Source organism: Brevundimonas sp., from assembly GCF_044336875.1.
Classification (GTDB): domain Bacteria; phylum Pseudomonadota; class Alphaproteobacteria; order Caulobacterales; family Caulobacteraceae; genus Brevundimonas.
The window spans coordinates 142594-156917 of the sequence record NZ_JBIIOP010000005.1; the positions used below are offsets into that span (position 1 = coordinate 142594).

General features: G+C 69.1%; 14 protein-coding genes. 6 read left to right on the plus strand and 8 right to left on the minus strand.

All coding sequences use genetic code 11. From position 1 onward, the window contains the following. Positions 1-217: 217 nt before the first annotated feature. The 3 genes from ACIQ1T_RS08975 to ACIQ1T_RS08985 form a co-directional block, all read right to left on the minus strand. Positions 218-577 (minus strand): hypothetical protein, encoded by a 360-nt coding sequence (locus tag ACIQ1T_RS08975; RefSeq protein ID WP_395944193.1) that lies wholly within the window; start codon positions 575-577, stop codon positions 218-220. Next, positions 574-1200 carry a polyhydroxyalkanoate synthesis repressor PhaR gene (gene phaR, locus ACIQ1T_RS08980; protein WP_395944194.1) on the minus strand — a complete coding sequence of 209 codons (627 nt, stop codon included), beginning with the start codon at positions 1198-1200 and terminating at the stop codon, positions 574-576. The genes ACIQ1T_RS08975 and phaR overlap by 4 nt, the downstream gene beginning before the upstream one ends. 78 nt (positions 1201-1278) lie before the next feature. After that, entirely contained in the window at positions 1279-1992 is a 714-nt protein-coding gene (locus ACIQ1T_RS08985; RefSeq protein ID WP_395944195.1) for a hemolysin III family protein, read from the minus strand. 157 nt (positions 1993-2149) lie between these two features. Here ACIQ1T_RS08985 and ACIQ1T_RS08990 point away from each other — a divergent pair, with 157 nt between their 5' ends. Together ACIQ1T_RS08990 and ACIQ1T_RS08995 are read left to right on the plus strand one after the other, a co-directional pair. Beyond that, on the plus strand, positions 2150-3325 hold the full coding sequence (locus ACIQ1T_RS08990) for an acetyl-CoA C-acetyltransferase (protein WP_395944196.1): 1176 nt from the start codon (positions 2150-2152) through the stop codon (positions 3323-3325). Position 3326: 1 nt separating this feature from the next. Continuing rightward, positions 3327-3737, plus strand: a complete 411-nt coding sequence (locus ACIQ1T_RS08995) for a hypothetical protein (RefSeq protein WP_395944197.1) — start codon at positions 3327-3329, stop codon at positions 3735-3737. Between the two features lie 33 nt (positions 3738-3770). Here the strand turns inward: ACIQ1T_RS08995 and ACIQ1T_RS09000 are convergent, their stop codons facing one another. Both ACIQ1T_RS09000 and htpX read right to left on the minus strand, forming a co-directional pair. Then, positions 3771-5375 carry a M20/M25/M40 family metallo-hydrolase gene (locus tag ACIQ1T_RS09000; RefSeq protein ID WP_395944198.1) on the minus strand — a complete coding sequence of 535 codons (1605 nt, stop codon included), beginning with the start codon at positions 5373-5375 and terminating at the stop codon, positions 3771-3773. 98 nt (positions 5376-5473) lie between these two features. Then, entirely contained in the window at positions 5474-6448 is a 975-nt protein-coding gene (htpX, locus tag ACIQ1T_RS09005; RefSeq protein WP_395944199.1) for a zinc metalloprotease HtpX, read from the minus strand. A gap of 197 nt (positions 6449-6645) precedes the next feature. On the opposite strand from htpX, the gene ACIQ1T_RS09010 reads away from it, so the two are divergent. Together ACIQ1T_RS09010 and ACIQ1T_RS09015 are read left to right on the plus strand one after the other, a co-directional pair. Beyond that, on the plus strand, positions 6646-6801 hold the full coding sequence (locus ACIQ1T_RS09010; protein ID WP_395944200.1) for a DUF1674 domain-containing protein: 156 nt from the start codon (positions 6646-6648) through the stop codon (positions 6799-6801). 68 nt (positions 6802-6869) lie between these two features. Further along, complete coding sequence (locus tag ACIQ1T_RS09015; protein ID WP_395944201.1) at positions 6870-8066, plus strand: hypothetical protein; 1197 nt, start codon at positions 6870-6872, stop codon at positions 8064-8066. A gap of 16 nt (positions 8067-8082) precedes the next feature. Here the strand turns inward: ACIQ1T_RS09015 and pyrF are convergent, their stop codons facing one another. Then, complete coding sequence (gene pyrF, locus ACIQ1T_RS09020; protein ID WP_395944202.1) at positions 8083-8814, minus strand: orotidine-5'-phosphate decarboxylase; 732 nt, start codon at positions 8812-8814, stop codon at positions 8083-8085. An 89-nt stretch (positions 8815-8903) separates the two neighbouring features. Between pyrF and ACIQ1T_RS09025 the strand changes: the two genes are divergently transcribed. Next, positions 8904-9599: a MarC family protein gene (locus ACIQ1T_RS09025; protein ID WP_395944203.1), complete on the plus strand. Its 696-nt coding sequence runs from the start codon at positions 8904-8906 to the stop codon at positions 9597-9599. Positions 9600-9603: 4 nt separating this feature from the next. On the opposite strand, the gene ACIQ1T_RS09030 is transcribed toward ACIQ1T_RS09025, so the two are convergent. Further along, positions 9604-10014: a metallopeptidase family protein gene (locus ACIQ1T_RS09030; RefSeq protein WP_395944204.1), complete on the minus strand. Its 411-nt coding sequence runs from the start codon at positions 10012-10014 to the stop codon at positions 9604-9606. Between the two features lie 127 nt (positions 10015-10141). Here ACIQ1T_RS09030 and ACIQ1T_RS09035 point away from each other — a divergent pair, with 127 nt between their 5' ends. Continuing rightward, positions 10142-12472 carry an ATP-binding protein gene (locus tag ACIQ1T_RS09035; RefSeq protein WP_395944205.1) on the plus strand — a complete coding sequence of 777 codons (2331 nt, stop codon included), beginning with the start codon at positions 10142-10144 and terminating at the stop codon, positions 12470-12472. A gap of 192 nt (positions 12473-12664) precedes the next feature. Here ACIQ1T_RS09035 and ACIQ1T_RS09040 read toward each other — a convergent pair whose 3' ends face one another. After that, on the minus strand, positions 12665-14308 hold the full coding sequence (locus ACIQ1T_RS09040) for a M28 family metallopeptidase (RefSeq protein ID WP_395944206.1): 1644 nt from the start codon (positions 14306-14308) through the stop codon (positions 12665-12667). Between the last annotated feature and the right edge of the window lie 16 nt (positions 14309-14324).

The following is a 14324-nucleotide window of genomic DNA, read 5'->3' on the forward strand; positions in this document are numbered from 1 at the left end:
AGCGCAAGGCGCCGCGCCACCGAGCGCAGTGAGCCCGCCACCGGCCCTCAAGTCGCGCCAGGCGCGATAGGGCCTAGGAAAAAGCCGTGAAAATCAGGGCCACGACGGCGACGTCGAAGATCTTGGCGGCGAGGCCGAGGGCGGCGGGCATGGGCTGGTCCGGAAAGGGGCGTCCTGCCTCCCATCCAGCAAGGACCGTGCCGCTCCAACGCCGTCGTCAGATGTCGGTCTTGGCCGCCTGGCCGGTGGCGGGCCGACGCTCGGCCTCCCCCGAATATTCAGTTCCCAGATAGGCGGCGCGGGCCGCGTCCAGCACCGGCGGCCCGCCGCGCAGGCCGCGCTTCTGGCCCTTCTGCCCGATCTGCTGGGCGGCGAAGGCGGCCGCGCCGAGACCCGGCGCCGGGTGGACGGCAGCTCTTGCCGGGGCCGGATCGGGCGTGAATTCGGGTTCGACCGGCGCGACCGGAACCAGGGCGCGCGAGACGGCCTGGTCGGCCCGCCGCTCGCGTTCGCGACGCTCGCCCTCGCGGCGGTCGACCCGGTCAGGTCCGCCGACGGCCCGGATCCGGTCGGTCATTTCGCCTTCGCCCCGCCCGCCAGACGATCGATCTGGGCGCGCATCTCGTCCATCTGGCGACGCATTTCGTCCAGGGCGTCGGGCGCCTCGGCCGGGGGGACCTCGGTCCGGGCCTCGGCGGGCTGGGGCGTCGGCTCGACGCGGGAATAGCCGAAGCCGGGGAACATCTGCATGGCCCGCTCGAACATGGCCATATTGGCCTTGGCCGTCTCCTCGATCAGGGTCGCGCCGGAGCCCGTGCCGAAGGCACGGCCGATCTGGCTGGCGAACTGTTCCTGCTGACGCCCGAAATTGGCCAGGGACATTTCCAGATATGAGGGCAGGACCCCCTGCATCTGGCCGCCGTAGAAACCGATCAGCTGGCGCAGGAACTGGACCGGCAGCAGGGCCTCGCCCCGGCTTTCTTCCTCGAAGATGATCTGGGTCAGGATCTGGCGGGTCAGGTCGTCGTTCGACTTGGCGTCGTAGACGACGAATTCCACCCCCTCGCGCACCATGGCGGCGAGGTCTTCCAGCGTCACATAGGCGCTGGTCCGCGTATTATAGAGCCTGCGGTTCGCATATTTCTTGATGACGACAGGGCCGTCGCCGGTCTTTCCACCCTTGGTCTTTTCGTCAGCCACGCTTGTTCTCGCGATGTTGCAACGCGTCACTATCGTCCGTTGCGTCGCGAAGCGCCAGAGGGACGTATTGACCCGTTCTCAGTGACTCATCGCGGGGGCGAGGACGACGCCCACCAGCACGGCCGCCCAGTGAACCGTCGCGCCGGTCACGACGAAGCCGTGCCAGATCGCGCGGCGGAACTTCACCTTGGGGCTGATGAAGACGAAGACGCCGGCGGTGTAGATCAGCCCGCCGATGACCAGCAGGGCCAGGGCGACCGGGTGAACCGTCTCGACCATGGGCTTCAGGGCCGCGACGGCCAGCCAGCCGAACACCACATAGACGCCGCTCCAGAACTTGTCCGAGATGCGCGGGGCGAACAGCTTCACTCCGGCGCCCCCTATGCCCAGGATCCAGACCAGGGCGGTGAAGCCGATCGACCACCAGCCCTCGAACCTCTGGGTGGTGAAGGGGGTGTAGCTGCCCGCGATCATCAGGAAGATGGCCGCCTCGTCGAGACGCCGCAGAACGGGCCGGGCGGCGCAGGGGTTGGTCCAGTTGTAGATGGTCGAGGCCGTCAGCATCCCGACCAGGCACAGGGCGTAGACCGCCGTGGACAGAACGCCGCCGATACCGGTGTAGACGCCCGCCAGACCCGCCAGGATCACCCCGCCGACCGCCGCCAGCATCAGGCCGACGATGTGGACCGACAGATCCGCCAGCTTCTCGGCGCGCGTGTCGTAATGCTCGATCATGTCCAGCTCGTCCGGGGTGCAGACGTGGGTGACGATACGTTTCAGCGTGCGCAGCATGGCCGTTCCAATCCGGGATCGTCCTGATCGTTCCGTCAGAATGCGCCGACAGGGTGACGAATCCTTGAATCATTCGGGGTCCATGTCGTCGCAGGTGACGAAGCCGCTGCAATGCGGCAAAACGGCAACGCAGATTATTCCTCAGCGAGTGAAATCCATGACCGAGGTCGTCATCGTCTCCGCCGCCCGCACGCCGGTCGGCTCGTTCCTGGGCGCCCTGTCGTCCCTGCCCGCGTCGAAACTGGGCGAGGTCGCCATCAGGGCGGCGCTGGAGCGGGCCGGGGTGTCGGGCGACGAGGTCGATGAAGTGATCCTGGGCCATGTGCTGCAGGCCGCCGCCGGCCAGGGCCCGGCCCGCCAGGCCGCCGTCGGCGCAGGCGTGCGCAAGGAGGCGCCGGCCTGGAGCCTGAACCAGATCTGCGGATCGGGCCTGCGGGCCGTGGCCATCGCCGCCCAGCAGATCGCCCTGGGGGATGCGAAGATCGTCGTCGCCGGCGGTCAGGAGAGCATGAGCCAGGCGCCCCACGCCCAGCAGCTGCGGACCGGGTCCAAGATGGGCGACGTCGCCCTGGTCGACACCATGATCAAGGATGGCCTGTGGGACGCCTTCAACGGCTATCACATGGGCCAGACGGCCGAGAACATCGCCGACAAATGGTCGATCAGCCGCGAGGCTCAGGACGAATTCGCCCTGGCCAGCCAGCACAAGGCAGAGGCCGCCCAGACCGCCGGCAAGTTCGATGACGAGATCACGCCGGTCGTCATCCCCGGCAAGAAGGCCGACGTCACCGTCGACAAGGACGAATATATCCGCCACGGCGCGACCATCGAACTGATGCAGAAGCTGCGCCCGGCCTTCACCAAGGACGGCAGCGTCACCGCCGCCAACGCCTCGGGCCTGAACGACGGGGCCGCCGCCCTGGTGCTGATGAGCGCCGACGAGGCGAAGGCGCGTGGGCTGGAGCCCCTGGCCCGGATCGCGTCTTACGCCACCGCCGGGGTCGATCCGTCGATCATGGGCACGGGGCCGATCCCGGCCTCGAAGAAGGCGCTGGAGAAGGCGGGCTGGAGCGTCGCGGATCTGGATCTGGTCGAGTCCAACGAGGCCTTCGCGGCCCAGAGCCTGTGCGTGGTCAAGGAACTGGGCCTCGACCCGGCCAAGGTGAACGTCAACGGCGGCGCCATCGCCATCGGCCATCCCATCGGCGCCTCGGGCGCGCGCATCCTGACGACACTTCTGTTCGAGATGAAGCGGTCGGGCGCGAAGAAGGGGTTGGCGACGCTGTGCATCGGCGGCGGCATGGGCGTGGCGATGTGCGTCGAGCGGGACTGAAATGATCCAGACTGCGTCGCCATCCGGCTTTCGGTTGGTCGGCGACGACCTGGGCTGGCCTGATGTCAAAGGCCTGTGGGACGTCATCGGCGTCGCCTATGGCCACGCCACGAACTGGACGTTGGAGATCGAACTGGAACATCCGTCCGGTCCGACGGTGCATCTGGTCTTCGACCATGCGGCCAGTTTTCGTTTGCAGGATGAGGGCGATATGCTGGGCTACTGGGCCTCTCGGGATCGCGAAGGCGTGGCCGTCAGCAGTCTCTACCGGGTCGAAACCAGCGCCTATCTGAGCGAGTTCGCGACCAGCATCAGTGGCTACAACCACGATCTGGCCCATTATGTGGTCTGCGGGCGCGACGCCTGTGTCGAAATCCTGTCTTCCGCGCGCCCCCGACTGCGGACAGCCTGACCCCGGACGACCGGGATCAGGCGATCTGCGGGATCAGTCCGCCGGATATTCGAACGGATCGCTGGGCGTCGGCTGGGTCGGCAGCGGCATGCGCGGCAGGGGCTCGTCGCGGTTGGCGGCGTTCAGCAGGAAACTGGCCAGGATGACGGCCGCCTGACGCAGGTCTTCCGGCTTCAGATGGTCGTAGCTGTCGATGCTGGTGTGGTGCAGGCGGCTGGAATAGTCGAGCGGGTCCTGGATGAACTGATAACCCGGCACGGCGACCGTCTGCATATAGACGTGATCGGTGCCGCCCGAGTTGCGCAGGGAGACGGTGGTCGCCCCCATGCTGGCGAAGGGCGCCAGCCATTCCTGGAAGATCGGGGCGGCGGCGACATTGCCCTCGGCGTTGATGCCGCGGATCTTGCCGGAGCCGTTGTCGAGGTTGAAATAGGCGACCAGATCACGATAGCCGGCACGCGGCTCGATCGGCCAGCGGCTGCGCCAGGTGCGGTTGTTCGACAGGCCGGCCAAGGCCGGATCGGTCGAGGGCGCGCGCGTCGCCAGATGCTGGTCGACATAGGCCAGGGAGCCCAGGATGCCCTGCTCCTCGCCGCTCCACAGGGCGAAGCGGATGGTGCGTTTGGGCCGGACGCCCAGGGTCTTCAGGATGCGGGCGGCCTCCATGACCACGGCGCTGCCGGCCGCATTGTCCACCGCCCCATCCGAGGCGACCCAGGAGTCCAGGTGGGCGCCGGCCATGACATATTCGGTCCCGCGCGCCGTGCCGGGGATGTCGGCCAGGATGTTGTAGGCGTTGACGTCCTCGTCATGGAACTGGACCTGGCTGTTCAGCTCCAGGGTCGGGGGCGCATCGGTCAGGGCCAGACGGGCCAGGCGACGATAGTCCTCGGCCGCCAGCTCCATTCCGGCCAGTTTCGGCGTGGCGCCGACCTGATAGGTATAGCCCGTGCCGTGCAGCAGGCCGCCGTCACGCTGGGAGATGCGGACCCAGGCCAGCGCGCCCTGTTCGACCAGGAAGGCGTCCAGCTCCGACGCGAAATTGGCGGTCTTTAGCTGACGCTCGATGGCGGCGGGCGAGAACTGCGGCTGGTTATAGGTGTTGCGCTCGGCCAGTTCGGCGCTGGTCCAGCGACGGAAGGCGGGCTCGGTCGGCTCGGAGCCCGTGCCCGGCTGGGACAGCAGGACGATCTTGCCCGCCAGCTTGCCGCGCCATTTGTCGAAATCCTCGACCTTGGAGATCGGGGCGACGATCACGCCCGCGCTGATCGTCCCATTGGTCGACGGGGTCCAGGCCACCGGAATGGCGCGCAGTTCGAGGGGGCGCGGCGCCGTCATCCGGGCGCTGGAGCTGACGATGGACCAGCCGCGGCCGAATTCGAAACCCTCGGCCCGGACGTTGGACAGACCCCAGTCGCGGAACTGCGCCTGGGTCCATTGTTCGGCCTGACGCATCTGCGGAGAATTGGTCATCCGGCCGCCGATCCGGTCGGTCAGATAGGCGGCGGTCTGCATCACCTCGCTGTGGTTCAGTCCCTGGTCGATGATGCCGTTGACGGCGACCCGGTCCACCGACTGGGCGTAGACGGGCGTGGCGAGAAGGGCGGCGGCGGAAACGAAGGCGAGCAGACGCGACATGGGATCCCCTGATTTGTTCAGGGCCGCATCTGAATTGATCCGCGCCGCAAGTGCAAACAGCAAAGCCGCTTTCAGGGGTGCGGCCTTCCGCCCTTCGCTCAGCCCCAGGGGCCGTGCGGCTTGGTCGGGGTGGTCGGAACGCCGGTGGTCGTCCGCACCGCCGTGACGGGCACGGCCGAGACGACAGGCGTGTCTGCGACCGTGGGGGGCCGCAGTCCCATTCGGGCGCCCAGCTCCATCAGGGCCTTGACCCGGTTGCCGGTCGCCGGATGGGTCGAGAACAGATTGTCGGCGCCCCGCCCCGCCAGAGGATTGATGATGAACAACTGGCCCGAGGCCGGATTGCGCTCGGCCGTCGGATTGTGGATCCGCTTGGCGTAGGCCTCGATCTTCTGCAGGGCCGAGGCCAAGGCCTGGGGATCGCCGGCGATTTCGGCACCGACGCGGTCGGCCTCGTATTCGCGGCCCCGGCTGATGGCCATCTGCACCAGGCCGGCGGCCATGGGCGCCAGGATCATCAGGGCCAGGGTTCCGATGATGCCGCCCGGCCGTTCGCGGTCGTCGCCGCCCTGGAAGAACAGGGCGAAATTGGCCAGGGCGGCGATGGCGCCGGCGATGGTGGCCGTCACCGTCATGATCAGGGTGTCGCGGTTCTTCACATGGGCCAGTTCATGCGCCATCACCCCGCGCACCTCCTCGCGCGTCAGCATGTCGAGCAGGCCGGTGGTGGCGCAGACGGCGGCGTTCTGCGGATTGCGGCCCGTCGCGAAGGCGTTGGGCTGATCGTTCGGGATGATGGCCACCCGGGGCTGGGGCAGGCCGGCGTCACGCGCCATCTGGCGCACGTCGGCGACATAGTTGCGGACCACGGCGTTCGGATGGTTCTCGTCGACCGGCTGGGCCCGGTACATCTTCAGCACGATCTTGTCGGCGTTCCAGTAGCTGAACAGGTTCATGCCCCCGGCGAAGACCAGGGCAACAACCATGCCGGTCGCGCCGCCGATCAGATGGCCGAGGCCCATGAACAGGGCGGTCATGACGGCCAGCAGGGCGAAGGTCTTCAGATGGTTCATCGTCTTTCCCTCCCGCGATCTTCCGGTTTTTCTGGCGCCACGGGTTCGATCGACTATTTGAGGCCGACCGCCCCAGCGCTCAAGGGAGCCGCCCTGTGACCGAACATCCCACCCCCGACGCGGCAAACGTGACGGCCGACAACGAAAACATCCCCGTTTTCAACGCGGACGTTCCCCACGCAACGCCGGAACGGCCTTTGAGCGAGGTCGCACGACGCGCTTTGCTGGAGGCGGCGGATCGTCGCGCGGCCGAGCGGACCGACGAAAGCGATCGGGAATACGGCGGCCCGACCGGGCCCGAGCCCACCCGCTATGGCGACTGGGAGAAGAAGGGCCTGGCCGTCGACTTCTGAATTCCGCGCCCGGACGGTTCCGGGCGCCGGTCTTGCCTGAGCCGGGACAACTCAAAGGAGTCTGTCCCGTGACGATACAGTCCATCATCGCGGCCGCGTCGGCGGCCCTGCTGCTTTCCGCAGCGCCCGCCCTCGCCGGCGGTCCTTCTTCCGGCGGCTGCGGCAGCTGTGGCGGCGGCGGCCATCAAGGCGGCGGCTACAATGGCGGTGGCCATCAGGGCGGCGGCCATGGCGGTTATCGGGGCGGCGGCACCTACAACAGCAACGTCAATGTGAACGTCAACGCGGCGTCCAACGCCTCGGCCTATGCCGGCGCGGCCGCCTATTCGGCCATCAACGCCCACGCCTTCTCCAACAGTTCAAGCTTCAGCCGGGGCGGCAGCGGCGGCGTCACCTATGTCGGCGGCGGCGGTTACGCCGACGGCGGCTATTCGGGCGGCTACATCCCCGGCCCGTCGGTTGATTTCGTCGGTCCGGCTCCGGTCAGCGCCCCGGTCGGCTACCCGGTCTATGGCTTCGGCCGCGACTATATCGGCTGGCGTCCGTACCAGCCGCAGCGCCCGGCCGACTGCAATTGCCGCCCGGCCCCGCGCCCGCAGCCCCGTTACGAAAGCCGCCACCACGAACGGTACGAGCAGCGCTACGAACAGCGCGGCTACCAGCAGTCGGGCTACGCCTATCAGGGCTATGAGCAAGGCTACGCCAGCGCGCCCCCGGCCTATGTGCAGGCCGCGCCGGTGAACATCGCCCCGCAGCGGATCTATGTCGCGCCCAGCCAGGTCAATTTCGCCCCGCCGATCGTCGAACAGGGCCCGCCTGTCTATATCGAACAGCCGCCGATCTATGTGCAGGCGCCGCCGGTCAACATCGGTCCGCAACGCATCCAGGTGGCCCCGAGCCAGGTGAATATGGCCCCGCCCATCATCGAACAGGGCCCGCCCGTCTATGTCGACCAGGCTCCGGTCTATGTGCAGGCCGCCCCGGTGAACATCGGTCCCCAGCGCATCCAGGTCGCGCCCGCCCAGGTCAATATGGCGCCGCCCGAGATCGAGACGGGTTCGCCGGTCTATGTCGATCAGGCGCCCGTCCATGTGCAATCCGCGCCGGTCAATATCGCCCCGGCCCAGATCTATGTGGCCCCGCCGGAAGTCCAGACGGCCCCGCCTGTCCAGGACTATTACGGCGACCTGCCGCCGCCGAGCTACGTCGCGCCCAAGGCCCCGCCGCGTCAGCACTACGCCCAGGAGCCGGGCGAGCGCGGCTGATCACAGCTCAAGGGCTCTAGATCAGGGCGATGCTCTCGGCCACAGCCAGAGCCGCCGCCCTGGGGTCGGCCGCCGCCGTGATCGGGCGGCCGATCACCAGATGGGTCGCCCCGGCCCGCAGCGCCGTCTCCGGGGTGGCGGCCCGGGCCTGGTCGTCCAGGGCCGCGCCCGCCGGCCGCACGCCGGGCGTCACGATCAGGAAGTCGGGTCGGCCCGCCGCCACGGCGATCTCGCGCACCCTCGCCGCCTCGTGGGGGCTGGAGACGACGCCGTCGATTCCGGCCTCCAGCGCCTGACGCACCCGGCGCTCGACCAGTTCGGCCGGGGACAGGGTGTGGTCGTCGGCGATCAGGTCCTCGGCCGTCAGACTGGTCAGGACCGTCACGCCCAGAACCTTCAGGTCCGAGCCGGCCACGCCCCGCGCCGCCGCCGCCATCACCTGGGGCCGGGCGTGGACGGTCAGCAGGTCGCAGCCGGCCTCGGCCAGATTGGCCGCCGCCTTCTCCACCGTCGCGCCGATGTCGTGCAGCTTCCAGTCCAGGAAGACCTTGCATCCCTCGGCCTTCAGATCGCGGGCCAGGTCCATGCCGCCCGCCGCGAACAGCTGCAGCCCGATCTTGTAGAAGCCCACCGCATCCTGCACCCGCGCGACCAGGGCCGCCGCCTCGGCGACGGTCGGCACGTCCAGGGCGCAGATGATCCGCTCGTCCGGACCGCGATTGGGAGCGACGGTTGAGGTTTCGGTCATCGACGGACTCGCGCTGAGCGGCTATGCCGGACGCGGACGATGCGTCGGCAGGGGGCCGGCGGTTTCAATTCTTAAGGCGAGGGCAGGCGATGAACGCGGTCGATCTGGGTGTCAACCTGTTCGTGACCCTGTTCGCCCTGCTGGACCCGATCGGCAACCTGCCGATCTTCGCCGCCGCCACGGCAGGGGCGACGCTGCGGCAGCGGATTTCGGTCTCGGCCCTGATCTGCGCCTTCGCCGTGGTCTTCCTGGCCTTCTTCCTGTTCACCGGCCTGGGCCTGCTGCAGTTCTTCGGCATCTCGCTGGCCGCCTTCCGCATCGCGGGGGGAATCCTGCTGCTGTTCCTCGGGCTCGACATGGCGCGCGGCGACTTCCTGGCCATGTTCGCCGACAAGGACGCCCTGACCGACAGCAAGGACGTGCGCGGTTACGCCCGCCGTCGATTCCAGCGCCTGGTCGTGCCCTTCGCCATTCCTCTGATGATCGGCCCCGGCGCCATCTCCGCCGTGATCATCAACGCCGGCGAGGCCGCCAAGCTGGGCTATGCCGGCATGGCCGGTTCGCTGGTGGCCATCCTCGCCGCCTGCGCCGTCTCCTGCGTCTGTTTCGCCCTGACGGGCTATCTCAGCCGCGTGCTGGGCGAGGTCGGCATGGCCATCATCGTCAAGGTCCTGGGCCTGATCCTGTGCGCCCTGGCCATCCAGTTCATCCTGCTGGGCCTGGGCGAGGCCATTCCCGGCATGATTTCCGGCGCGGTCACGACCCCCTATCCGGCGGCTGGCTGACCGATCAGTCGGCGTCGTCCTCGATAGCGTGGATGTCGTCGTCGGACAGGCCGAAGTGGTGGCCGATCTCGTGGATCAGGACATGGGCGATGATCTCGGCCAGACCCACATCGCCGCGCTCGCACCACTCGTCCAGGATCGGACGACGATAGAGGAAGATCCGCGACGGTTCGGCCGCCGGCCCCAGGCTGTCGCGGCGGCCGATGTCGACGCCGTGATACAGGCCCGTCAGTTCGAACGGATCCTCGATCTCCAGCTCGGCCAGGGTCGCCTCGTCGGCGAAGTCGTCGATGCGGAACACCACCTCGCCCGCCGCCGCGCGGAATTCGTCGGGAAGGGCGTCGAACGCCTCGCGCGCCAAGCGGGCGAAGTCGTCCAGCGAGGGGGCGAAAACATCGGTGGTTGCGTCGGTCATATCTCCGCTATCGCCGTCCTGCCCCCTGCATGCAACAGGGCGCGATGACGCGACGAAGGCTGACGTTTTCTCGCCTGCTTGGGGTATGGTAAACGCGAATCAGGTCGCGGGACCCTCAAGGAATAGAATGGCCGAGGCCGACATCGCCTATGTCGCCACTGCGGGCGCAGCGGGCCTGGCCCTGGCGGTCAGCGCCTGGGCCCTGCGGCTGCGCGCGCGGCTGAACGCCTCCACGGCCCTGGCCGAGGCCGAAAGCGCCGCCGCCGTCGCCGACCTGGGCCGGCACGACGCCATGCTGCGCGCCTTCGACGACCTCAGCCTGGGCCTGACGCCGGACGGCCAGGCCAGCGGACCGCCGATCGGCCCTTCCGAACTGATCGCACGCCTGTCCGACGCGGACGAAGAACCCGGCGCCGGCATACTGTCGCGCATCCGGGTGACCCACGCCGTGCTGATCGACGCCCTGGTCGAGACCGGCAAGGTGTTCGAAGGGCTGATCGACCTGGGCGACGTCGAGCCCTGGCGCGTCGAGGGACGACTGGCGGGCGGAACCGCCTGGCTGCGCCTGTCGCCGGCCTCCCGCGTCATGCTGACCGGCGCCGACGCCACCGAAAGCGGCCTGGCCCTGCTGGGCGACGCCTCGCCGACCCCGACCTGGGTGGTGGACGCCGCCGGCAAGCTGGCCTGGGCCAACCGCGCCTGGCTGACCGAGATCGGCGCCGAGAGCGTCGATGCGGCGCTGGAAAACAACCTGTCCTTCGACCGGGGCGCCGACGCCCTGGTGGCCGAGGCCGGGCGGTTGGGCGTGCGGCAGGAAGGCTTCCGCTGGACCACCGGCGGCGGCCATCGCCGCGCCTGGCGGATCATCGCAGAACCGGCGGGCGGCGGCGCCGTCACCGCCTTCGCCATAGAGGTGACCGAGGCGGAGGAGACGCGCGACACCCTGCGTCGCCACGTCGACGCCCACGACGAGACCCTGAACCATCTGGCCGACGCCGTGGCCATCTTCGGCCCGTCCAAGCGGCTGGCCTTCCACAACACCGCCTTCCAGACCCTGTTCGACCTGGATCCCGCGTGGCTGGACGAGCGGCCCACCCACGCCGAACTTCTGGACCGGCTGCGCCAGCGCCGCCGCCTGCCCGAGGTGGTCGACTACGCCGGCTGGAAGGCGCGGGAGCTGGAGTTCTACGGCGCGTCCCAGGCCTCGCCCGACGACAGCTGGTCCCTGCCCGACGGCCGCACCCTGCGCGTGGTGCGCCAGCCTCACCCGCTGGGCGGGATCCTGCTGATCTTCTCGGACATCACCGACGAACTGAACCTGCGCAGCCGGTTCAACGCCCAGATCCAGGTCCAGACCGCGACTCTGGACAAGCTGAACGACGCCGTCGCCGTGTTCGGCTCGGACGGGCGGCTGCGGCTGCACAATGAGGCGTTCGAGACCTTCTGGAACCTGTCCGGAGAGCGGATCGCCGCCTCGACCGATTTCGACGCCCTGGCCGAGCTGTGCAAGGCGGTCCTGCCCGATCCGGCCCTGTGGCTGGGCCTGAAGGCCCGGGTCGCCGACCCCGATCCGGAAAGCCGTGTCGCCATCTCGGGCGAAGGACGCACCGTCGACGGCCGGATCGCCGCCTGGCAGACCCGCCCCCTGCCGGACGGCGCCACCCTGGTCGCCTTCTCGGACGTCACGGCCCGGCGGGGCCTGGAACAGGCCCTGGTCCAGCGCGAACAGGCCCTGGCCGAGAGCCAGGCGCTGAAACGCGAGTTCGTCGGCAGCGTCTCCTATGAACTGCGCACCCCGCTGACGACCATCGTCGGCTATTCCGAACTGCTGGAGACCATGGGCGACCTGCCGGAGCGCAGCCGCCAGCACGCCGGCGCCATCCGCGTCGCCGCCAGCCAGCTGGCCCGGTCCATCGACGACGTGCTGGACATGGCCCAGATCGACGCCGGCGAGATGGAGCTGTCGCTGGGCGACGTCCGGGTCTGCGACCTGCTGGACCAGGCGGCCGAGAAGGTCCGCGCCAAGGTCGAGGGTCGGGGCGCGATCCTGAGTGTCGCCTGCCCGGCCGACCTGAAGCCGATCCGCGCCGATGAACACCGCATCGGCCAGGCCCTGGATCATCTGCTGGAAAACGCGGCCCGCGCCGTGTCCGAAGGCGGGGCCGTGACCCTGAAGGCCGAAACAGGTCCTTCTGAAATCCGACTGACCGTGTCCGACACCGGGCGCGGCATCCCCTATCACCTGCAGGCCCATGTCTTCGACCGGTTCGTCCGGCGCGAGCGCGGCGGACCAGGCGTGGGCCTGGCCCTGGTCAAGGCCCTGGTCGAGCTGCACGGCGGCTGGGCCGAGGTCGAGAGCGAGCCCGGCAAGGGCGCCGCCTTCATCCTGCACCTGCCCTTCGGCGCCGCGACCACCGCCGCCGCCCCGGAGCTGCAGCTGGAGGGACGGGCGTCGTAGCGCCAGGGCCTTCCCCCGCTTGCGGGGGAAGTGTCAGGCCGTGGCGCGCAGCGACACGCCTGACGAAGGGGGGAGTTCATCTTCTTTCGGCAAGAAGACTTCCCCCTCCGACCCTCGTTCGCTGCGCGAACGCCGGGCCACCTCCCCCGCAAGCGGGAGAGGGTCTTGCGGGCCGGAACGCCGGATCAAGCCCTACCGCCGCTCCGCCCTGGACGTGTCCCGCGCCGGGCCGAACTCGGCGCCCGCGTTCCATTCCGGCCACTGATCCGAATCCGCCAGTTCGCGGCCGACCTGATAGATCAGGGCCGTGTCGGCGGCGGCGGCGTCCATGCGCCAGGTGTCGTTCCATTCGTCGGTCGGCTGGTGATAGCGGTTCTGGACATAGTCGCGGCTGGCGGCGCTGGCGCCGGTGAAGCCGGCCGCCGGGAACAGGGCCGGCACCCCCTTCAGGGCCAGGGGGAAGTGGTCCGAACGATAGAAGGCGCCAGCCTGGGGCGCCGGGTCGGCGATCAGGGTGCGGCCCGCCTCGGCCGCGTGACGGGCCAGGATCTCGTCCAGCTGGTTCTTGCCCTTGCCGATGACGACGACGTTCGGGTCGATCTCGGTCCCCGGCAGCAGGCTGTCGACATTGATGTTGGCCACGGTCGTCTCCAACGGCCAGACCGGATTGGCGGCGTAATAGGTCGAACCCAGCAGGCCCGCCTCCTCGCCCGACCAGGCGGCGAAGACCACCGACCGTTTCGGACGCGGACCGTCGGCGAAGGCGTGGGCCAGTTCCAGCAAGGCGGCGACGCCGGTCGCATTGTCCACAGCGGCGTTATAGATCTTGTCGCCCTGGGCGTTCGGCGTGCCGACGCCGTAGCCGTCCCAGTGGGCGCCGTACATGACGGTGTCGTTCGGCCGTTCCGAACCGGGGATGCGGGCGATGACGTTCTTGGTCTCCACCCGATCGGCGACCTGGCCGAAGTCGACGCTGAGGGTCAGGCCCGGCAGGACGACCGGCTTGAAGTCGGCGCTGCGGGCGCTGTCCTTCAGGGCGGCGAAGTCCAGGCCGGCGGCGGCGAACAACTCCTCGGCCTTGGCGCGCTGGATCCAGCCCTGGAAGGGGGCGCGTTCGGCGTCGGGGTTCGCCCGGACGATGTCGAACTTGGGCGCCGCCGAGGAATTCTGCAGCGTCGACCAGCCGTAGCCGGCGCCCGCCGTCTCGTGCACCACCAGCACCCCCGCCGCGCCGCGCCGGCCGGCTTCCTGGAATTTGTAGGTCCAGCGGCCGTAGAAGGTCATGGCCTGGCCGTCGAACTGACCAGCGACAGGATCGCCCTCGGGCGCCTCGAAGTCGGGGTCGTTGACCAGGACGACGATGACCTTGCCCCGGACGTCCATGTCCTTGAAGTCGTCCCACTGACGCTCCGGCGCGGTCGCCCCGTAGCCGACGAAGACGACGGGGGCGTCGGTCACGGTGATATGGTCGGTCGGCCGATCGCTGGAGACCAGAACATCCGGGCCCCGTTCGAGATTGATGGTCCTGCCGCCGACGGCCGCAGCGACGGTCGCCGGGCCGTTCTGGCGGGTGCGCGACAGATGGGCGACCTGGACGAAAGCGCCGTTCGGCCCGCCGCCCTCGGCGCCGGCGGCGCGGAATTGTTCCGCCAGCCAGGCGACCGTCTTCTCCTCGCCCGGCGAAGCGGGGGCGCGGCCCTCGAACTCGTCCGAGGCCAGAACCCGCACCGACTCGTTCATCCGCGCGGCGTCGATATTCGGCGTCTCCTGCGCCAGAGCCGGAAAACAGCCGACCATCAGGGCGAGGGCGGAAACGGCGGGCAGGACTTGACGCATCGGGGGAGGCTCCGTG